We start from the raw sequence: 21344 nt of genomic DNA on the forward strand, positions 1-21344 counted from the left end.
TCCCTCCCCGCTTCCTTATCTAGTCGTCGCATGAATCTGGTGCTTTCCCGAGTAAACCAGCGCATATGGCGGAATGCGGATATCGCCGTTGCTTTCCATCACAGCGCCTTTGCCTTCCCCAATAACCCACAGATCTTGAATGTATTCCACGCCTGGTATACTATTCATAACTCCATAAATATCGCCTTTGTATACGGTTCGGCCAAATTCCCAACCTGCCGCCGTATCCTCTCGGTCCAGAGGGCTGAACATCATCTCGATCTCCTGCTCGATCCGGTTCGATTCTTCCATGTAGAAGGGATCCACCACCACAATCGCATGCACCGTAATCTGAATATATTCCGGGGGGATCACATGAATTTCCGTTGTAATCAAGCGATGCTTATCCAGATGGCGGCTTACCGTCTCTAGAAAACCGGGACTCGGCATCGGCTTAGCCGCCTCGCTGTACGGAACCACCACCAAAGTAAGCTGAGCGGGTTCCTTCTCCTGAGGATAATTCGTCATACCTGGCCGATACAGCGGGATGGCTTTAACTCTGGCTACGCGCAGACCCGGCGTGGTGCGAGCAATATACTCATAGTCTTCATTGGTTACGGCGCGATAGGGACGGTCAAGTTCATCAATCAACCTTCTTTTGGCTTCGTCAATCGTTTCCTTTCCTTTTCCTCCATGCGCATGCCGGTAATTCGTCACCGTTAAAGCCTGATGCTCCGGCCATATGGATAAAAGCCGGCTGCTCACTTCCTTTTGTACGTTCCCTCTCTCTCCTCCTCCGGTTTGCCATGCAATCAGTCGAATGTTAGGCATAGCCGATTTGTAGGGAATAGCTCCATGCTCATTGTTGCCGAATACAATTTCAGAAGATTCAGTCAGGAACTTGTAGTGCTTGTCCTCCGCACCCGAAAGCGCAAAATCCTCGGTCTGCTCCCAATCCTCCCACAGCCAATCCCCAGAGGCAGATTGCCTTCTGCCTACCTGCAGCTTGAGAGAATGCCGGAGAATCGAGCTTTCCTCCAATTTGAACGTTTGATTGGGAAGTCCGTTGCTCCTCCCCACATACATGCCTTCCGCAAGCTCCGGGAGGACGGTGATGATCCTGATTCGATTCCTGCCTTGAGGCGGAATGCTTCCGTGTTTTCCATCCCCGAATGTGACAGTCAACTCCATCGTTTCTTTCACAAACTGAAGCTTGTATCCGTTAAAATCGGACTCGACGCTTCCGAAATCTTGCGTCTCCCGCCAGTCCTGCCACCATCCGGCCAGATGCTTCACTTGAACGATAATGTGACCGCAACTGGCCAAATAACCGGTCAGTGTCACCGATTGACTTCTTTTTCCGTTGCTGTTGAACAAAAACGCTTCGCTCCAAGATTTCCTTTGTATGGCCATCCCCGTGTTGAACGCGATGTTTTCCACTCGCGGGGAGATCTCGTAGCCTTCCTCCTCCAAAGTACAGACCATCCAGAATCTGCTCTTGTCGTTAGCCGGGTGCAAGGTAACCGATTGCATAGGCGAAGGAATGATGAATGAGATGCGCCCGGATTGCGACATGTGGATGGTCTCATCCCGCACCACGTGAATGGGCAGCGTGTCCGGTTCTCCATCATGCCCCACCGATTCGCCGTAATATTTCCAGGATATTTTCCCGGAAGGAATGACGGCTTTGGCAGAGCCCGCTCCGGTCAACGGATTGGCCGCAAACAGCTCATGGAGATTCATGGTAAGCGTGATCTCTTTATTGACGGGCAGCGGGGAATCAAATCCCAAGCAAAGCCGGTTTCCTTTCTTCATTTGCGCGCCAAACGCATAGAACACCGCACCTTTGTGTCCGTTGGACGAGGTAAAATCTACGGACTCCAGTCCGGAGCGCACAATAACCTTTTCCAATCTGGCCTTAATCAATTGCAAAGACGACGCTATCTCAAAATGCTGATCAACCGCCAATATCGGAGTGCCTGCCGGAACCAGCAGTTCCTCGCCGATTTGACCGAATGTCACGTCCATCCTTGCCGGAACCGCCTCTCTTAGCGCAATACCCAGAAGCTTGAGAAATTTGATTTCCTGCTCCGGCGTAATCCGGTTCAAATAATATTGCTGCATCTCGGAAAGCCAAGCGAACAATTCAACTAGCGTAATCCCGGGATCGTGGTAATTCACATCGGTCCACATCGGCAAAATTTTCGGAATCGCCTTCCTGGCCTCGCTTACCATCTGCTCAAACATACGGTCGTCCAGATTCGGCACCGGTAACATCACTCACACCCCCTTTTCATACGACATTGACTTCGACATGATGGTTCCCATTGATGATAATTCCGTGCAAAACGCCCTCAAAATGCTCCGCGTCCAGTTCAGTTCTAATATCGTCTTCAATGCGAAACACCGTCATCGACAGCTTCTCCACATAGTTAACTCTGGGAATCGACTTTATCAAAGAATAAAAGACCGATTGATTGATCGACTGACCGATGCCCCATCCTTTGCCATCGTAATTGCCTGTCATAGGGTCCAGGAAACGATTCAATTTATCCATCGTCTGCACTTCCACTTCGTACATATGCTCCATTTCGTGAACAGCCACTGCCGCATAAATGGAAATCTCAATGTAAGCCGGCTCAATGACCTGAAGCTTCTCCGGAAAGGCAACGAGACTTGCGGCCTTCTCCAGCAGCGCGTGCTCCACCCGTCTCTTCATTTCCGCAAAAATGAACTCACTCCGTTGCCCTTTAGGCAAAATAACCATGGTTACGCAGCCGCTCTCCTTGTCCAGATTGGCGTTAATATTGGACAAGCATTTCACCTTGGCCAGATTGGGATAAGCCTCTCTGGCCAGCGCTTCGAAATCATCCGTCGTAACCGCCCTGTTTCTATGTTTGAACAATTGGGGTACCCTGATCTGCGCTTCTTCGATCGTCTCCCGGTTGCTTCCGCCAGCCGAAGGCTCCGGGTTGTATACCGATTGGATAAAAGCGATCGCATGCTGCAGCTGCTTGATCGTGCCGGCAGGCAGGTTGCCCCTCTCGCCGCCTCCGAATTTGTAGCTGACCTTTACCTTGTCCTCGCCGGGCAAAGGAGGTGCCATACCGGATCTCCCGTCTCCGAAACTGAATCTGCCGGACGTTCGGTCAATGACATAATGCCTGTCGGCCGCTCCCGAATGGTGCAGGTTGGCAACCGGCTCCCAGCGGAGCCAGCACTTTTGTACATTGCCTTCGGAATCCCGGATGACAGCGATTTGCTCTTGCTGATGCAGCTCCATAAGCCGGATCGCTTCTTCCGTGATATGGCCCGTCTCCTCTACCCAAACCTGTTCGGACAACACCGGCGCTCTCGATAGAACATAGCTATCCCCAGAATCCCCGGCTACGCGGCTGGGATATTCCGACTCTATGCTTTCCTGCTGCAAGGAACAAGCCGTATTCATAAAGATGCCCCGTACGATTGGCAACGGCTGCCCGCTGCGCTCGGTTTTATTGTCCCGATTTACGACGCGAATCCAATACAAAGTTTGTCCAAAGAGAGCTTCATGGGCAAAATTCGTTGGCCCTGCGAACTGAATGACCCCGCTTGCGGTGAAGCCGTCCGTACCGTCCATGACTTTCAGCGGTACCCATTTTACGCCTTGCGCAGTAGCGCTCAGATACTCCCACTCCAGCGCAGGGAGCTGGTCCCCTACATATTTCAATTTTGCAATCGAAAAATAAATGGAAATCGGCCCCTTCACAGGTGCCGTTGAAAAACCCAGATAAACCGCGGGGTTTTTCCATTTCCACGGGACAAAAGGAGGGTAAGCTCCCCCCTTCTCCCACTGCTGCAGCTTCATATTATTCCGGGCATAGATCAATTCGGGCCGGCTATACTGCTCATATTCATAATGAAGCCTTAGATTCTCCAGCCAGGGAGAAAGGTAAACCGAATTCGTCGAATAAATCTCATTGCTTATATGAATGATTCGCGCACGTATCCAATGACTTTGCTGAGAGTTAACAAAGGTTGGCTCCAAATCGCTTGGGCACGTAAACACGATTTTTTTCTTGGTTAATTGACGCCCTGGATCGCCAAATACGGCTTCATCCTGCGTGTCCGCCAGCAGCCGGACCCAGCCAGCGCCGTTCCAGTATTCCCAGATGACTTGCGAAACGACGATATATTCGTCCTTTGCCTCATCGAAGTCGGAAGCTTTCATCACAAGCTTCCAATCGACTTTGCGCTCCTGAACCGGATACGCCCGGTGTTCAACCGCTTTTACATCAAAACTTAAAGTAATTGTGGCGTTGCGCTTACTGAACACTTCGCCGCTGCTCAAATACAAAGTGCCGTTTTGGTAAAACTGTTCGCCGAATGCGTACATCCCAGTGAGGTCCGCTTGGATGTCGTTGCTGTACACCGCTTCCAACTGGATGCCATTGGACATGTCTCCGTCTACGGGAGGTTTCCATTCCGTCTTGATCCCGACTTGTCCGATCGCTGCGCCGTTAATGACTGCTTCGTGAATCTTGCCCGGTCTGACCCTGCATTGGATCCACCGGCCGATCTTGCCTTCCCACTCCATTTCATCGATCGGATCGATTCCCTGTTTCGTCAACAATAATTTGTTGCCACTTACTTTTATATCCTGGAAAGGAAGCCAACCCTTCTCCGCGTTTCCATATGTCCACTCCACAATGCTCGGGTCCGCCAAGCGCTGCAATAAAGGGGCTTCCAAATACGTCTGGGACGCGTTCGTTAACTGCAGCTCGATCTGCGCACGGGTTGCCACATGAAAATAGGCCGGATCGCCAAGAACCCAGACATGCTCCTGGAGATTGGGCTGCGAGCCTACATCGAATAACACGGAGGACTGACTCGCCATAGCCGAACCGCCCTTTTGGACCAGACAAATCTTATCCTGCAGCGGACTCACATTATAAATCGCCGAGAGTTCAGCAGGGGTGACCATGATCGGACTCACCGTCTCGAACAGGACATCCCCGTCTCCATCATCGGACTTGCCCGACACCCTGGTTCCTTGGCGGATGAACACCGGATCCTTGGCCCCGCTGCTTAATTGAAACGTCAGGTAGGCGCTGGCCGGTTTGGCTGTATACAACGTTGGATGCAGAAGGTTAAGAAAAGCTATATAGTTTTTGAGAGGCACCCGGTTCAACCGGTTGATATTTTGTTGGAAATTGTCAGCGAACACGGCAAAGAGCGCCGAGCCGGGGTCCGGGTCTTCCGGCGAGAACCGCCATTCGGGTGTGTAATAGGGAACCAGGCGCTTCATTTGTTCGGTCAGCGCGGCTAGATTTCTTTGATCGATCAACGGCGGTTTCAAGAACGTTCACCCCCTTTCGGATTATTTAGCTCCTTCATGCAGGTAGAAAGGAAAAACCAGGTTGTACAGGTTATTCGTCGATCTGACGGTATACCGAATATTCAAGTGAAGAATGCCGGAACCGATGGCTTCCAAATCAGAGGTGACTTTGACTTCATAAACACGCGGCTCCCACTGCAAAATCGCTTCGGCAAAACTCGATTCCATAAGCTGGCGGGTCGTCGGATCCGTCAGCCCGAACACGTACTGCTGAATGCCGCTGCCAAATTGCGGTCTCATGACTCTTTCCCCTTTGGAGGTCCGAATGATCAGGCGAATGGCTTCTTCGATATCTTCTTCATAGGCCGACATCCGAATTTTGCCCGTCGACGGATCGACTGAAATGGGAAATTTCCAGCCTCTTCCGAGAAATTCGCTGCTCATTTAATTTATTTTCACCATGCTTCCCTTCAGATTGGCTATCCCGCTGGCGTTGATGTCGATCATGGCACCCTTCAGTTCCAATTTACCGGTAGCTTCGATGGATATTTGCGTCGATTTGATGGTGACCGCTTTATTGCTCTCGATTGAAATATCGCCTTTGATATTCAAAGTGATCAGACTCGAATCGCTTTTGATGACAACCTTGCCGTCTGCGGCGCCGGAGATAGCGATCGAATTTTTATCCCCCTGCTCGCCGATTTTGATCGTGTCCGCCTTGTCGCCCAGCTCGATAATCTGGCCTTTTTTCGTCTTAATCGTAATTTTGCCGTCATCGGACTGATCGCCGAAAGTCACTTCATGCCCGGCTCGGGATACGATCTTGCGCAGGTCGTTATTTTCCGACATCGGCGGCGACGGCTGATCTTGATTCCAAAGCATGCCGATGACGAACGGTTCCCGGATGTCACCCATATGAAAAGCGACCAGCACCTCGTCGCCAACTTCCGGAATGAACAAGCTGCCCATCTCTTTGCCCGCCATGAACGTAGCGATGCGTACCCAATCGGTTTCATGCTGGTCATCCAGCAGCGGGTATTTGATCTTGACTCGCGACAGCTTGTCCGGATCTTCGTTATTCGTAACGACGCCGACGATTACGCCGTCCATTCTGGAAGTGGAGCGTTCCGGCGATTCGTGAAACATATCGAACAAATTCATATCGCATTCCCTCTCACTTGGAATCGGGTCGTATAGCCGGATCCTTCGTCAATGGAATGGGTAACCGACGAGACGAAAAAAACCTGGCTCATCTTTTTGCCGAGCCCCTCCAGTTTAATACAGCGCCCCGCTTGAAGCTCGGGCAGGCCGATCGAGGTGCCGCTGCCTGTAATAAACTGCATGGAGGCCGCGTTCAGCTTCGCTTTGGCAATCTCCTTGCCATGCTCCACGGAGTCCAGCTTGCGGTTAGACTCTCCTTTGTCAAAATAGCTCCCGATCGTATTCAAAATGTCTGCACCTGTCCTCGTATTCGTGCCCAGCTTCTGAATATCCGACGACTGTGCCTTGCCTTCAATGACTTCCGGCTGCACCTTGCTCTTCATGCCTCTGACCGTATAAGAGCTGATCTGGTTATACAGATCAGCCTGTGCCGTAAAATCGGAGAGTGTCAGCCCGAAAAACAAAGTAAGCGCCGGCGTGACATCCTGCAGCGGCTTGCGAAAGTACAGATTTTTGCCCCGGACAAAAAATTCGAAATTCGTGTTTCTGGCCAGCTCGGAAACTAAAGCGAAGTCCGAAACCTCCACCTTCGTCTGCGTAACGAGCTCCGTTTCCGTGTCGTCCACTTTGGCGGTCAACCCGTATTTTCCCGCTATCGCCTTTACTACATCGCTGTATTTCTTCTGATCCCATGATTCCGGTTTATTGCTGGTCATCATGAGGAAGGACATGTCCATCCCCGTTACCGTAAAAGCAGGGATTTCCTCAAAGGAATAAGAGATTGACGTGATCAGCCCGACCATCACGGTCTCGAGCTGGTCCTTGTAGCCCATCTGGATTTCCACCGATTTGCCCAATTCAAAATAGGTGTCGATCCATTTGAACTCCCTTTTGACCAAATCGAAAGCATTAACGATGCGAAAACTGAATGTATCCGCCCGGGAATCGGCACTGGAATCTACCGTTACCGAAGAAATCGCAATTTCCGTATCCCTCATAATTTTGGTACCGTCAATAATAATTTCAAGAGCCGGAGAAAGGAACTGGGCGTATCTGGTTGCCAACTCGTCAAATTGATATGAATCCGTTTTAAGTTTAAAATCGGCCATTTTCCTTCACCTCGAATCGTAAGCCGCTCCCGCTCTCGTTAATGAAGTCTGGGCACAACAATTCTGCTTCCTGCCGGGAGGATGCGGGGGTTATCAATGCCATTCGCCTTGGCGATTTCCCTCCACTGTGCTGGATCGTCATACTGCTGTGCGGCGATCATCCAAAGCTGTTCGCCTTGATTCAACATTTGATGCTTGGTCCTGTCAGCCGAATGCTGCGGATTTTTTTTCACCTGGTCTTTTTTGCTTTTCCATGACTTGAAGGTTACCGACAGTTTGGCTCTCACGGGGATGCCAGATTCCAGGAACATCGTGTACTTTTGGGACACCTTTTCGATGATGCCTACGAATTCGAGACTGCCCCAAACAAATTTGCACACCGGCGGAGCGTGGAGGTCGCTTTCAACTTCCAGCAAACTTGTAATTTTGGACGTGTAGGTTCGAACATCTTCGGGCTTTCTGGCTTGACCATTAAACACTTCATACGTATCGAAAAAAAGCTCCATTGACAAGGTCGATGTGTTCCCGCTCTTAAACTGCCCGATAGGCATCGTTAGCCCGGGGATCGTCTGCCAAGTGTATTTATTGGAAGCTTCAATTGAGTATTCCGTTGGATTGAAAAGCACCTGCATATGCTCGGTAAAATTGCCCTGGCCCGATTTATCGATGAAAATCTTCGCTTTTTCCATTTACAACCCTCTTCTTTGTCTCTCCAAAACCAGCTTATTTTCAATTTCCTTGTAGACCCGCGCTATCAGCTTATCCATCTCGTTCTTAGGGATTTGGCTGAGCTGCGTAATCGTCCGGGGCAGTACCTGTTCCACAGGGGGAAGCGGGCTTGCAGCAATGGGCTGATGCGCGTGCTCTTCTTCCTGAGCCCGGGCAGGACTTTGCCTTTCATAATGCACCATAGGTGTCGGAGGCTGCTGCCATTGCCTGAGCATTTGCCGGAGGGAAGCTTGCTCGCTCTCGCCCTCGTTCGGTCGATCCCGGTCGCTGCGCAGTAACTTCATAGTCCCCGCAGAACTGCTCCGTGCAAGCAAAAGCTCATGAAACTGCGCCTGAACACGGCTTAGCCGATTTTTGGATGGAGCTACGCCCAGATCCCGTTTCGTCGTGAGACTGATGGGAGCGAGCAGCGGGTGCATCGGGTTAGACCCCCGGTTCAGACCGGCAATTTGCAAACGTCCCACAATCGCGTAGCTTGCATCGCGCCTGCCACCTGTAGGGAAGCTTTCTGCCTTAACGGGTATTTTCTCCGTAATGGCTTTGAAAAACAGCCCTGAACCGACTTCGGTTAAGCCCCGTGCCCTTGCTGGTTTAATATGGGTGCCGGAGTCCGCTATTCTCCTGATTTCAGCAAGGACACGATCCCCACCAATCCGTCCAGCGGTTATCGGAAGCGAGCCGCCGAATATGGAAAGGGTCCCTGCCTGGGAGAACGCCTCTCTTAGCCGATAATTACCAGATGTAGCAAGGATGCGATCCATGAATTTCATCTGGTACGCCGTTACGACAGGTTGAGCGGTATTCAATGGACGAGCCGCTAGGTTAGGCTGAACGGAATTGATGAAATGAACCATTAGACTACGGTGAACAGGTCTTGCTTGATGAACCGTTACAATTTGATAGGCATGTCTCGTGAGATACGACGTTAGACGATGATGAGCAGTTTTCCCCAGATGCGTCGTCGAAGCTAGGGCTGCATGCAACTTGCTATTTTTTATTATAAAATGGCTGAACATCGAATGGCCTGGAGTCCGTATCCCTTTTTGTCTATTGAGAAGTTCAATCCATGTATAGGCTGTATTGGTTTGTTGAAGAGCTTGTGCCTTAATGCCACGATGCTGTTCGGGTCTCATTTGATGACCATGTTGAAGTCTGAAGTGTCGCATATCCTTGTTAATCAATTGGACATGGTTTTCTTTTGAAAACTCAGCGGCATTGGCACCGACCCAAGTCAACCGTGGGAAGTTATATTCATGACTGTTGAACTGCTGAAGAATCGATAGTGCTTGTGCGCCCGACTGGCGCTGGGTAACCCTGATGATCTGCAAATTTTGCCATTGCTTGTTACTGCTAATGTTAGGTAACACGGATGGCAAGCGGTACAGCTGTGAGGCTGTCGTTGCGGCCTGAATCCGGTTTAAAAATACGTTTTGACGTAAAACTATTTCATTATTGGTCAATCGCTTCGTGAGTCGTACGACATCGGATTGACTCGCTATTCTCCCACCCGCTTGGGGTTCTGCAGGAGGGTCACTCGGCTGCCCTTTAGTTATGGCCCCTATTGGAGTCGTTACATATTGTACATTACGATCTACAACGCGCGTGAAGATATTGGCGAACGTAGCCGCTTTCTCAATCTTACCGGTAAGACCGCTCGCTTGTGGTTCCATACCGATACGAACCGTCCATATCATTCTAGGGAACTTTAGCGTATAAGGGTTGAACGAATTCTTAAACCTTTCGGTGACCCTATCGTAATATCTACCGTTAATTCTATCGTTAATTCTGTCGTTAACTTTGTCGGTAAACCTGCCCCAGTATTTGTCTCCATCCTTGTATCCGGATGCACTCGCGGTCGTCTGCTTCAACCTTAGAACATTCTGCAAGGCTGCGATACCATGGTTTGGCTGCAGCTGGTGAACAAAATCATTGATAGGTTCAATTCGAGCCGCACTCCATTGAATCATTCGCATATGCCCATGCATACTTTGCCTAAGAACGTTGCTCTTGCTGATCCGGGCTATTGGAGAGGCGATCCGATTACCGAAAACGGTTCGTTCCGGTCTCTGTACAATCGACCACATCACCTTAAGCGCAGGCCCATTTATGATCTTTACCATCGCCCCCTCTCGAATCCGCCCAGTGACTACCAAACGCTCTGTTAAAAGCTTTAGTGTCTCTTTCGAAAAAGCTGGTGGCAAAAGACTGCTGTGCCTTTCCGTTATTAAACCTGCAAGGCTCACCGCATTTCGTTGTTGCCGCTCAACTAACTGCGTAACGATCTGCTCAAACTTGGCCACATCTGCTTCCCTGTTCGCCGCACTCTGCAGCTGCTGGTCAATAAACTTCCTAACGGTCTGCCTGGATATGGTCGCACTGATTTCCCTGCTCATCTCATTCCGCAACAGCTGATCAAAGATCTGTGTAACAATGAGCTTGGATGGCATTGTATAAATTTGTTTGCTTACCGCACTCTGCAGCTGCCGGTCAATGATCTGCGTAACGGTCTGCCTGAACGCTGGCGCATGTACATTCCTGTCCGCCACAATCCGCAACTGCTGCTCTACCAACTGCTTTACAATGTGCTGTGATGTGGTCGCATTGGCATCCCCGTAAAGAAGGCGTTTCTCCTCAAGACCGGTACTAAAGCGATTCGTCCATATGATTCCGGGCATTCCGCGTTCGTTGCCAATACGCAACTCTTTGTGCACGAAACGACTTGCCGTTGCAGGCTTCTGTAACACCCTTATTGCGCCCGGCATAGTAAAAGGTGGGTGCAGATGCTGAAGGAATTCATTGTAGTGCACGAACCGAGCCTCGCTGAAATGGCTCGCGCGCTCATGTCCCTGGATGCTTTGCCGGAAAAGCTTGGATACAGGCTGCAGCATCATCTCATGGAACAATGTTTCTTTGGTCTGCTCCAAGAGCCTGATCGGAACGGAATCACTTTTCTCTGAAAAAGGCGGTATCCACTCTGCGGGTAAGCCTTGTCCCTCAAAAGAAACGGTCGACCGGTTCCTTACTTCACGCAAAACTTGAATCGTGCGTTCCACTTCTGAATGCCGAAGCTGATCTTCAGGTGTTTTTACCTGATCCGGTCTCGTCTGCCGGCTTACCGAAAGTTTATTCGCGACTGGCCGTTGAAGCGATGAAGCCAAATGCCGGACTTGCAAATTCTCATTAGCCGGTACCCTTCGCGACAAAACGCTTTCGCCGATGCTGATTCTCTGTACATCGACCGTACGCACAAGCTTTCCGGGCTTTCCGACGATGGCATTCGTTTTTACACCTTCTTTTGCTCGTCGCGTGTTCACTTGCAACAATTTATCATTTTGTCTGATTTGCTTCTGCTCAATCCAAGTCCGATGGATGCGCGATGAACTTTCTTCCTGCTTCCGAACGGGAAACGCCAGCTGCGTCAAAAGGTTGATTTTAGGCTGCAGTACAGGCCTTGCCTGAACGGACCATTGGTTCTGTCCGCTTGGAACCGCGTGCTCCACATCATGATGTACATACTGTTTGATGAACTTCTTCACTTGCATTAATGACCGGATAACTACAGGAGATGCCACTGCTGTCGCGGGAGCTTTTCTCTCGGTGACCTGTTTCAATTGCAGTTGGAGACGAATAAGAATCGGATCGATCCGGGTAACCGGCATCTCCCCTTGTTCTTCCTGCACTGCCTCTCTATAGACCAGGCTGAACCAGCCCGTGTAAGGGACTCGGATAAAGCCGTATTTGCCCATGATTTCAGCAGCGAAAGTTCCGTTCGAAGAATCACGGAGACCCCGTTCCGGGACCAGTATTCGATTGGGGATCATCTGCACCACATGCCCCTTCTTATTTTGTCTTCAGCCCTTGATGCACCAATTCCAGGCTCTCGATGGCCACCTCGCCCGATGTGCCTCTAAAGCTCGGTCCAACCCATTTGACCGGATATGCGTTTTCAAAGTTCCAACGGCGGACTTCCTTCTTCTCGCCATTGACGATGCCATACATGATAATCGAGCCTTCCCGGGGCGCCGCACGTCCATATAAATAGTCTTGATACCATACCCACAGCTCGTCGGTCAGAGCAATGCCCTTTTTCAGCACCAGTGGCGGATATTTAATCCTTTTGGGAAACTTGCGCACAAAAAAATTTTGCCCGCCTTCCGCGTATTCTTCCATCTCAAGCTCTTGCTGCAATCCGCTTACTTCGGAAAATCCGGCCACCTGTATCTGCTGAAAATCGACCGCAAACATGCATGAGTTGAACACATCCAGCCGGTATGACATGCCATCACCTCTTACCTGAAAACATCAAACGGATTTTCCGGCTCATTGTTCATTTTTTTGTTAATCCGCGAAATTTGCTCGCACCATCTTTTACGGTCGCGGTGCTCCATGGACATGATTTCATCATGGGGCCAGTGCAGATAATAGGCAATAAATGCAGCCTCTTCGAATATCCGCTCGACCGGGTAGGTGATCAACTGACTTCCGTTACCGGTTGAAAAGCCAGATCGACCTCGTATTTATGATCGCATTGAGGACATACGGTCTCGACGGTTGCGCTCTCCAATTCGTTAATCTGCCGATAAAAATTTTGCAGGAATGTGAGGTCGGCCGTAAACATATTTTCCACAACCTTTGTATCCAGACTCTTCAAATCGCCCAAACGAGTAATTACCCTGGAGAGAAGAACAATCGTCAAATAGCCGGGATTTTGCTGGACGCGAGGATCTCGCATCGGCATAATTTCATCTGCAGCCGTGGCCAATCGCATGATGCCCTTTTTATGCAAATTCCCATCCTCGTCCACATATCCTCTTGGCAGCATAAATTCAAATTCCGTTTTGAAAGCCATCTCGTTCTTCCTCCTAAGATAAATTCATGATGTCCGCCGGGCACGAAGGTCTCTTTTCAAACGCCTCATCCCCAGCCGGACATCCTGCCATGCTTATCGTCAGTTACTTCGTTCTTTCCATACCCTCATGAACGATTTCCAGAGTTTCAATCGCGACTTCAGACGCCGTGGCATTAAAATCAGGCGCCGTATACTTCGTCGGCCATGCTTCTTTAACCGTCCAGGAAGCGATATCCTGCCCTTTTTCATCGATCGCCGTAATGGCTACGGTTTCGCGCTTGATCGTGCCGTTGGTGCAATCTTTAAACCAGTTGTAAAAATCCAATGAATCGGTAGCGCCCCATTTGAGCGTGATGTTGCCATACTTGGTCAATCCCGGCAGCTTGCGGGGAGTCGTCACATGATTGCCTTCGCGGTACTCCACGACATCGATCGAAGCGTCGTAGCCGGACACTTCACTGAAACCGGCTTCTTTGCTGCCCACGGATACTTTATATCTAAACTTGCGAAACGGATCAGCCATGCTCTAGCCCTCTTTTCCCTAATAGAAATTATTGATCGCCTGTTTTCTGCGTCAGTCGGAAAATGACAAATTCCGCAGGCTTGACAGGCGCAACCCCGATCACACAAATCAGACGTCCGTTATCGATATCGTCCTGCGTCATCGTGCTGCGGCCGATCTGGATGTAGTACGCCTCCTCTGGCGAATTACCCATCAAGGCCCCGTCTCTCCATACGCGGGTAAGAAACGCGTCAATGGTGCGATGAACCCTTGCCCAAAGCGCCTCGTCATTCGGCTCGAAAACTACCCAGTTCGTATTGTTCTTGATGGACTCCTCCAGGAAAATAAACAAACGGCGAACGTTCACATATTTCCATAAACCGTTGGAGGAACAAGTTCTGGCTCCCCATACGCGAATGCCTTGACCTGGAAAAGAACGAATTAAATTGATGCCTTTGGGATTCATGATATCCTGCTCGCCTTTATTGTACTGAACCGAAAGGCCGGAGCATCCTCTCACAATCTCATTGGCCGGCGCTTTGTGCACGCCACGCCCGTTATCGGAGCGAGCATAGACGCCCGCGACGGAACCGGAAGGCGGGATATAAATATTTTTCTTGTCCAGCGGATCGAACACTTGAACCCACGGATGATACAAAGCCGCATAGCTGGAATCAAAAATATTGCGGTGCGCAGCGACATCCGGCTCTCTCGTATTCTCTTTGGCCACATCCAGAATTGCGATCCGGCTCTTCAGAAGTTCGCAATGAGCCACTAGCTCGAGCTGAACATTCGCATTCGTCACACCGGGAATCGCGATAAAGCTGACGACATCGTTATCTCTAAAAGACTGAATGCCGGTTCTATTCCCCGCCCCATTATCCTCGCCGATAAAAATATCGGGCGTGACATTGGCTTGGGAACCATCGCCGCCGCCGGCTAATTCGATGACATACTCTGTGGCCTCTGCATCGCCGGCTATGACTTCGAATGGAGCAACCGGATCATCCGATGCTGCTGATGTATCCGAAATGACCACCAGTCGGGACTTGGCGGTTATTTTGCTTACATGATTCGGTGTATGTACGTTCAAGGAGCATTTTTCATATACTTCTTCCTCAGACCCGTAATTCACATGAAGGTTGAATTCACATGTGCCTAACGTTTTGACGGGCTGAATCGAAGTATCCGTAACTTCTCCTTTAAGCGCTTCAGACAATTCGATGATGTTATCTTGAGCGGAGACAACTTTGCAGTACTGTTGGTTCACGCCGTCAGTAAATACGACAACATCGTCTTGAATAAAGCCTGCCGAGTTCTTCACTTCATATTTCTTAGTCGTCGACGCATCTCCGACCAACGCTTTAATCTGCGTTTTCGCTTTGGATGCCGGCACTACTTTTAAACGGATCGCATTGCCCCAGCTTCCCGGATTTTTCGCCTGAACGGTCAATGCCGGCTTTTGCGAACCAGCAGCATCCGCATTGCCCGCCACTTTCGCATCCGAAGGCGCAACGCGCATAATATAGGCACGGGAACCTCCATTCGTGAAAAATTGTTCCACGGCATAGGCCAGAAAACGGTAATTGCCAAATGCATTATCAGACAAATGAGTCCCAAACGCGCGACGAAAATCGTTGAAGCTGGTAACCAGCTCAGGCAGTCCGACGACCTCCCCCCGCTGCGCCAATCCAATAAAGCCTGCCGTACTCGTGCTTGCCCCTTCCATTGGCACTCCGCCGCTGTCGAACTCTTCCATATACACACCGGGTGATAAATACTCCGCCATTGTGTCCTGGTCTCATACAGACCGCTATGAAACCAGTTCCTCCTTTCTATAGTGGGAATGATAATTTATTTAGAGGATTGAATGAATATCAACCCAATCCGCTAATTCGTCGTTAGCACACCCAGGCTGTTGTTTCGGCCAACCGCGACGGTTACCGTCCTTTCCAGCCGGCTATCGTTCAGCAAACAGGTAATCTGAGCCTGGAACGCTTCCACTTTGACAGGTTTAAAGAACAACACCGCTTCCCCGCGCGAATCGCTGCAGCTTTGCACAAAAGGGAACACTTTCGTCCCTCGTTCATGATCACGACGCAAAGGCTCCAGCAGCATACAACTGCGCCCGTCCGGCGAGACGGAAGAGATTTGGCATACCTCGCTGTGATCCTCCGTATCTTCCTGAAGGTATAACCATTCACCGACATGGATACGTCCAGCCAGCCCGGCCAGGGATAACTGAGAGCTCCCTTTGTTTGCCGCTGCCCCGGCAATTCTGGCTTTCAAGCACGTTTCATCTTGTATCGAAGCGGTTATTTTATAAAAAGGGGCAATGCGCCCAACGGAATCCTTAAGCGACAATCGGACTAATGTGGCATTGTCATCAAACGGATACGCCGGAGAAGGAAGAAGCGCAATCGTCAGGACCGAGCTCTCCGAAGGTCGCCCTTCAAAGACGTAAGCTTGTCTGCTCTGCAAATACCACGGCGATTCCGCGATGATGGTATAGGTGTCTTCCGTAAGCCCGGCAAATACATACCAGCCCCCCTCTTTGGCAATCGGCTTATGCTTGTTACCCTCCAGCCTAACCGAGATCGTTCCTTTTGGAGAACCACCGGTGCAACTGTCGATTAGACAAACAGCCCAGGAAAATTGCGTTCGGACCGTAACGACTCTCATAGTTTCCAATCTCGGAGTCCCCTTTTAGCCTTGGATGACGATATTCCGATCCAGCACACGCTTGGTCTGCTTGGTTCGGGTCGAATCTATATACACGGGCCCCACCGTGTAACAAACGGATAATTTATAGGGCGTATTCGGAAAAAGCGCTACCAACGTGTCCATGGGTAATTGACTCATGACAAGATGAAGCTCTTCATTGCTGTCGGCAAGCGTACCCAGAAGGTGGGGAGCTTTGATTACCGAATAATCGTACAGCACTTGCATCGCCCTTCCAAGAATCCTCTGTTCGTCTGCAGCTCTGGATTGCAGTGCAGCTGTAGAGTGGGCGGTGATTAGATACTGCAATTCAATCGTCATGGGAGGATATTGCATCACTCCCGCGCCTCTGCTAATCATGTCGTGCCGCCGCTGCATGGCCTCCTGGACACGGAACAGGTAGATCGAAAGCGACAAGTCGCCTTTATCAACCGGCGAACTTAACCCGATGTACTCAGGCTGTTGGACAGGCTCGGGCGTCATCTGCTCGCGGAGCAGTTCAACGATACTGTTCCCCACATCGGCTATGACCGTATATTGGCTCATGGAATCTCCTGTTTTCATGAAGAATTAACGGGCTGCTACGTTTTCAAAAACTCGAGATAATCGCCCAGGTCCTCTTTGAGCAGCAGCTTTCCGTTCTTCTGTAATTCCTGCTTGGCGGCAAGCAGGATGTGCTTCATGCCGACGGGCTCTTGCGCCTGCGCAGCCAGAAACGCGGAAGACAGCGCAATGTTCTTGATATTACCTCCTGCGACCTGAAGCTTCCGGGCCAGAAACCTGTAGTCGATGTCTTTGCCAAGCAGGGTTTCTTGCGGATATATCGATCTCCAGATGCTTTCTCTATGCGCTTCATCCGGGAAAGGAAATTTGACGATATAAGTGATTCTTCTCAAAAAAGCTTCATCGATATTTTGAGAGTAATTCGTTGCCAAAATGGTGATCCCGTCGTACTCTTCCATTTTTTGCAACAAATACGCCGTTTCCGTATTCGCATACTTGTCATGGGCGTCCTTGACTTCCGAACGCTTGCCAAATAGCGCATCAGCTTCGTCAAAGAACAGAATGGCGTTGCTGTGCTGCGCTTCCTGAAAAATTTCCGACAGATTCTTCTCGGTCTCGCCAATATATTTGCTGATCACTTGAGAAAGATCGATTTTGTAAATTTCAAGATAAAGTTCTTTGGCGATGACTTCCGCGGACATCGTCTTGCCCGTACCCGGCGGCCCTGCGAATAGAAGGCTTAGACCTTTGCCGTACGACAGCTTACGTTCGAATCCCCATTCCCCGTAGACAATATGCCTGTATGTAATATGGCTGCACGCTTGTCTCAGCATGAGCTTCTGCTCCGGGGGAAGGATGATGTCGTCCCAGCCCCTTTTGGGGCGGATACGCATCGCCTTTCTCTCTAACTTATGCTGAACCTGCGCATAACAAGCCTCATGCAGTTCCTCCATGCGGATGGCAGGCTGATCCGGATGGCCCCACTTGGCCAGCTGATCAGCTTTTTCCAAAGCTTGCTCGATTTGGCCGGTTGAGAATCTAAATTTGCCTGCCATCATCCCCCAATCGATCGGATCGGCAAACGTATAGCTTGCTCCAAGCTTTTCCCATAGTTTCAATCTGTCGCCTTCTGCGGTCAAGGGGATCTGAACTTCGGAATAAACCAGATTGTCGGGCAGATGATAGGGCTTCCAATGGACGGCCGACAACAGGAATATTTCATGGGTGTAGCTGCTCAGCTTACCCAGTAAGGAAGGCAATCGCTTGTGTAAGGGCTGCGTGTCCTCAATGAGCAAGTGAGCGTCTTCAAAGCATAAAATCGCTTGATGTAGAATGCCCTCCCGCAAAATCGCATGAATCGATTCCAGCCATCGTTCGGGATCATTGGACAAACGCCGAAGCTTGATGCTGATCGCTTTCTTTTGTCGGGCTTTGGCGTAATGGCGCACTTGAAGCTTCTTACCGGAACCTGCTGAGCCCCATACATAAAAAAGCAAAGGACGCTGAACGACGGCCGCCTGATCGGCAAACAATAGCATTCTCATCTGAATATCCTCATCCAGCAGCAGCGCCGGCAAGGACGGGCCCACAGGCATAAAATCATACATATCCCCGGATTGGGGCGCTAACGGTTCGCCGAGCAAAAAGTAAATCATTTTATCATCCAGCCTTAGTGTTCTGGACAAGATCGAGCCTTTGCCATTGCCGCTATCCGGCGATTGGACAAAAAAATAACTGCTTAACTTGCTGTTCGGCGCCAAATAGGCCAGTGCCGCAGTCCGCTCTTCGCGAGTAGGACAAAGTAATTGTAAAACGAGTTCTACGGTAGGATGCTTACATGTAATATCGTCCTGCAAATAGCCGTAACAACGCTCATACTTACGATCGAGCTCGACGGCTAGGCAAATAAATAAGCAATATTCCTCAAAGGGTGACAGTTGAAAATGTGTAGAAGCGCTCTTGAGGGGTAAAAAGATGGATGATGGCGTTTGTGCAACCTTTTGATGCAGGTGACGCTCCCAATCTTTTAATTGTGTCTGAAGCATCTGTAATTGGGGATCTGGAGGCAGGTTCTTCGCTGGATCGTTCAGAAGTTGAATAATTTCCCCTTCCGTGATGACTATTCCTTTCAGCCGCTCCATCGGATCAGGTGATGTCTGGGGTTGTAGTTTAAGCTGGATCCATAGCGCCATGTCTAACCAGGTTAGCAGGTCCGATACATATGAAGCATAATTCCCGTAACCGCCGGACTGTGATTTCTCATGATGCGAGCCATCAAACTGTAATTCGTCCACGTATGAATCCTCCACCAAAAAGTGTAGAACCTATGTTACAATTTATACCATAATCCGACCCCAATATCCAATAAATTCTATTGATAAACAGCGGATTTTTTCCCATGCGGTCGGCCTCTCGCTGTTCATATCAACGCTGCACTCCTTCCTTCTGAGAATACGGGGGTATCCTTAATCCCTGTACCTTATAACGGTCCCCGCAATAAAGTCATATACCGTTTGTTTATTTTTGCTCCATAATGGACTTATCAAGTAGATGATTGCCAAGCCGTAGACTGTCGCCAATAAAGAATAAATTAATGAATCGGGGTACTCTGAAGGAATGACTATGTGCCAAATCGTAAAATGGGCTAGCTCCCAAGGGACGAATTTAAGGGCGGAACGAAGAAGTGAGGAACCGAGTCCGATTGATTGACCGTGAATGCCAGTTACCACAACCCCCATTTTTCGTTTCCCCCATGTCGCATGCGATTTCGAACCCTCACATAAGGCAAAATAAAGATATACAGGCAGGGTAATGAATAGAAACCCAGTGATTTCCGCCAATAAAGGATTAGTCGTAAACAATGGAATCAACCACGGTCGTATAAAAAAAGATACGCAGATCAACAGAATGATGTAGCACGCAATAATAACATAATCCCACAAAAAGGCGATTATGCGGGTACCTAAAGATACGCTTTTTATATTCTCATGCCTTCGCATAACTCTATCCCTCCTGTAATAGAAACATCACCTCGATTAAATCACTTTGCTTCAAGTTTTTATATGTAATGCTCGTAAAAATGGAACGGTAAGTTGCGACAAATGAGACTAAAGCAGCGTTAGCTTTCCCTATCGCATACGATCATTCTTGCCGAACGGTTAACACCACGTTGCCTTTCTTATGGCCCTGCTCCACATAGCGGTGGGCCTCCGACGCTTGCTCCAGCGGATAACGGCGGTCGATGACCGAACGCAGTTTGCCGGCCTCGATCAGCTCCTTCAGATACATCAAGTCTTCCGCGTTTTCCTTCGATGTTCCGCCGATCACCTTCTTGCCGCTCGTTAAGTTGACCCATAGTCCACGAACGACCGGCAGAGGGCTCATATGTACCGCTCTCAAGTAGAAGCCGTCGGGTGTCAGATGCTTCACGCAAGCGTTGAATGGACTCTTCCCGACCGTATCGAAAATGATATCGTAGACCGAACCGTCATCCATGAACTTCTCTTTCGTATAATCGACGACTCGGTCGGCTCCCAGCGATCTCACCAACTCCAAATTAGACGTGCTGCATACTGCGGTCACTTCTGCTCCAAAATGCTTGGAGAGCTGCACCGCATATGTCCCGACGCTGCCGGAAGCTCCGTATACGAGCACGCGTCTGCCATGTTGGATGTTGCCCTTCCGGAGAAATTGCAGGGCAGTATAGGCGCCGACCGGAACCGCCGCGGCCTCCTCGAACGTCATGTTCGCCGGCTTGAGCGCGACGCTGCCGTTTTCGGGCAGGCATTTGTATTCGGCATATGCGCCGAAGCCGAATCCGCAGGCGGCATAGACGGCATCCCCTGGCTTGAACCGAGTAACGCCGATGCCCGCGGATTCGACCACGCCCGCCAATTCGAATCCGAGAACGCTGATTCGCCTAGGTCTCCACAGACCGTTAAATAGCCGAGCCAGGAAAGGATCTGCCTTGCGTAAGCGACAATCCCCCGCAGCGACCGTTGTAGCATAGACCTTAATCAGGATCTCGTCGTCATCCGGTGACGGCTTGGCAACCTCTCGCAGCTGCAACACATTCGGCGGCCCGTACCGCTCGTATACGATCGCTTTCATCGCTTCCTCCTCCATTCAACCTTCGTTATGCTCCCATATATACGGTGCATTTCGAAATAGATGCCGCTTTTTATCTCAGTGTTTGGGTCGCGAAACAATAAGAAGAAGCACTTGCTTAGCCAGTAAGGCATTACGTTTAGGCATTACGTTACTTATTAGCGAAAAGTTCCCAGTAACTCTGTGCGTCATTCATTGTTGGATAATGCCCGTTTAGATGAGCAGAGGCCACCGTCCAATGATATGCTCCCCTTAAGGTAGACAGGTTAAATAATAAAACCTGCTACCTTAAGGGGGTTTTTTCATGGCTAAAAAAAATCAATATCGTGCAGTAGAGAAACTCGCCATCATACAGGAGCTTGAAAC

17 protein-coding genes are annotated in these 21344 nt (G+C 50.0%); all 17 read right to left on the minus strand.

The window, feature by feature from the left end:
• Positions 1-15: 15 nt before the first annotated feature.
• On the minus strand, positions 16-2256 hold the full coding sequence (locus ACFQI7_RS30490; protein ID WP_218099004.1) for a putative baseplate assembly protein: 2241 nt from the start codon (positions 2254-2256) through the stop codon (positions 16-18).
• Between the two features lie 16 nt (positions 2257-2272).
• A complete protein-coding gene (locus ACFQI7_RS30495) occupies positions 2273-5317 on the minus strand; it encodes a putative baseplate assembly protein (RefSeq protein ID WP_218099005.1) in 3045 nt (1014 codons plus the stop codon).
• A 21-nt stretch (positions 5318-5338) separates the two neighbouring features.
• A complete protein-coding gene (locus tag ACFQI7_RS30500) occupies positions 5339-5740 on the minus strand; it encodes a GPW/gp25 family protein (RefSeq protein ID WP_218099006.1) in 402 nt (133 codons plus the stop codon).
• Positions 5741-6457: a phage baseplate assembly protein V gene (locus tag ACFQI7_RS30505; RefSeq protein ID WP_218099007.1), complete on the minus strand. Its 717-nt coding sequence runs from the start codon at positions 6455-6457 to the stop codon at positions 5741-5743.
• Positions 6454-7566 carry a phage late control D family protein gene (locus ACFQI7_RS30510; protein ID WP_218099008.1) on the minus strand — a complete coding sequence of 371 codons (1113 nt, stop codon included), beginning with the start codon at positions 7564-7566 and terminating at the stop codon, positions 6454-6456. The genes ACFQI7_RS30505 and ACFQI7_RS30510 overlap by 4 nt, the downstream gene beginning before the upstream one ends.
• Before the next feature lie 38 nt (positions 7567-7604).
• On the minus strand, positions 7605-8255 hold the full coding sequence (locus ACFQI7_RS30515) for a CIS tube protein (protein ID WP_218099009.1): 651 nt from the start codon (positions 8253-8255) through the stop codon (positions 7605-7607).
• Positions 8256-12125 (minus strand): hypothetical protein, encoded by a 3870-nt coding sequence (locus ACFQI7_RS30520; RefSeq protein ID WP_218099010.1) that lies wholly within the window; start codon positions 12123-12125, stop codon positions 8256-8258. It abuts the gene before it with no gap.
• Between the two features lie 10 nt (positions 12126-12135).
• Complete coding sequence (locus ACFQI7_RS30525; protein ID WP_218099011.1) at positions 12136-12573, minus strand: phage tail protein; 438 nt, start codon at positions 12571-12573, stop codon at positions 12136-12138.
• An 11-nt stretch (positions 12574-12584) separates the two neighbouring features.
• Positions 12585-12770 carry a DUF6760 family protein gene (locus ACFQI7_RS30530; protein WP_329958226.1) on the minus strand — a complete coding sequence of 62 codons (186 nt, stop codon included), beginning with the start codon at positions 12768-12770 and terminating at the stop codon, positions 12585-12587.
• A complete protein-coding gene (locus tag ACFQI7_RS30535) occupies positions 12767-13144 on the minus strand; it encodes a phage tail assembly protein (protein ID WP_218099012.1) in 378 nt (125 codons plus the stop codon). Before ACFQI7_RS30535 ends, ACFQI7_RS30530 begins: the two co-directional genes overlap by 4 nt.
• Before the next feature lie 103 nt (positions 13145-13247).
• Positions 13248-13667 carry a phage tail protein gene (locus tag ACFQI7_RS30540; RefSeq protein ID WP_218099013.1) on the minus strand — a complete coding sequence of 140 codons (420 nt, stop codon included), beginning with the start codon at positions 13665-13667 and terminating at the stop codon, positions 13248-13250.
• Positions 13668-13695: 28 nt separating this feature from the next.
• The gene (locus ACFQI7_RS30545) at positions 13696-15435 is read right to left on the minus strand and encodes a phage tail sheath family protein (RefSeq protein ID WP_218099014.1); all 1740 of its coding nucleotides are present in this window, start codon (positions 15433-15435) and stop codon (positions 13696-13698) included.
• A gap of 101 nt (positions 15436-15536) precedes the next feature.
• Complete coding sequence (locus ACFQI7_RS30550; protein ID WP_218099015.1) at positions 15537-16337, minus strand: hypothetical protein; 801 nt, start codon at positions 16335-16337, stop codon at positions 15537-15539.
• A gap of 15 nt (positions 16338-16352) precedes the next feature.
• Positions 16353-16913 carry a DUF4255 domain-containing protein gene (locus ACFQI7_RS30555; protein WP_218099016.1) on the minus strand — a complete coding sequence of 187 codons (561 nt, stop codon included), beginning with the start codon at positions 16911-16913 and terminating at the stop codon, positions 16353-16355.
• A 35-nt stretch (positions 16914-16948) separates the two neighbouring features.
• Positions 16949-19165, minus strand: a complete 2217-nt coding sequence (locus tag ACFQI7_RS30560; protein ID WP_218099017.1) for an ATP-binding protein — start codon at positions 19163-19165, stop codon at positions 16949-16951.
• 171 nt (positions 19166-19336) lie between these two features.
• Positions 19337-19870 (minus strand): RDD family protein, encoded by a 534-nt coding sequence (locus ACFQI7_RS30565; RefSeq protein WP_218099018.1) that lies wholly within the window; start codon positions 19868-19870, stop codon positions 19337-19339.
• A 142-nt stretch (positions 19871-20012) separates the two neighbouring features.
• Positions 20013-20981, minus strand: a complete 969-nt coding sequence (locus tag ACFQI7_RS30570) for an NAD(P)-dependent alcohol dehydrogenase (RefSeq protein ID WP_218099019.1) — start codon at positions 20979-20981, stop codon at positions 20013-20015.
• Positions 20982-21344 lie beyond the last annotated feature (363 nt).

The sequence above is a fragment of the Paenibacillus allorhizosphaerae genome (assembly GCF_042659105.1).
GTDB lineage: Bacteria > Bacillota > Bacilli > Paenibacillales > NBRC-103111 > Paenibacillus_G > Paenibacillus_G allorhizosphaerae.

Coding starts and splice junctions, on each gene's coding strand:
- ACFQI7_RS30490 (WP_218099004.1), bottom strand. CDS start 2,256: ATGTTACCGGTGCCGAATCTGGACGACCGTATGTTTGAGCAGATGGTA.
- ACFQI7_RS30500 (WP_218099006.1), bottom strand. CDS start 5,740: ATGAGCAGCGAATTTCTCGGAAGAGGCTGGAAATTTCCCATTTCAGTC.
- ACFQI7_RS30505 (WP_218099007.1), bottom strand. CDS start 6,457: ATGAATTTGTTCGATATGTTTCACGAATCGCCGGAACGCTCCACTTCC.
- ACFQI7_RS30510 (WP_218099008.1), bottom strand. CDS start 7,566: ATGGCCGATTTTAAACTTAAAACGGATTCATATCAATTTGACGAGTTG.
- ACFQI7_RS30515 (WP_218099009.1), bottom strand. CDS start 8,255: ATGGAAAAAGCGAAGATTTTCATCGATAAATCGGGCCAGGGCAATTTT.
- ACFQI7_RS30525 (WP_218099011.1), bottom strand. CDS start 12,573: ATGTCATACCGGCTGGATGTGTTCAACTCATGCATGTTTGCGGTCGAT.
- ACFQI7_RS30535 (WP_218099012.1), bottom strand. CDS start 13,144: ATGGCTTTCAAAACGGAATTTGAATTTATGCTGCCAAGAGGATATGTG.
- ACFQI7_RS30540 (WP_218099013.1), bottom strand. CDS start 13,667: ATGGCTGATCCGTTTCGCAAGTTTAGATATAAAGTATCCGTGGGCAGC.
- ACFQI7_RS30545 (WP_218099014.1), bottom strand. CDS start 15,435: ATGGCGGAGTATTTATCACCCGGTGTGTATATGGAAGAGTTCGACAGC.
- ACFQI7_RS30555 (WP_218099016.1), bottom strand. CDS start 16,913: ATGAGCCAATATACGGTCATAGCCGATGTGGGGAACAGTATCGTTGAA.
- ACFQI7_RS30565 (WP_218099018.1), bottom strand. CDS start 19,870: ATGCGAAGGCATGAGAATATAAAAAGCGTATCTTTAGGTACCCGCATA.
- ACFQI7_RS30570 (WP_218099019.1), bottom strand. CDS start 20,981: ATGAAAGCGATCGTATACGAGCGGTACGGGCCGCCGAATGTGTTGCAG.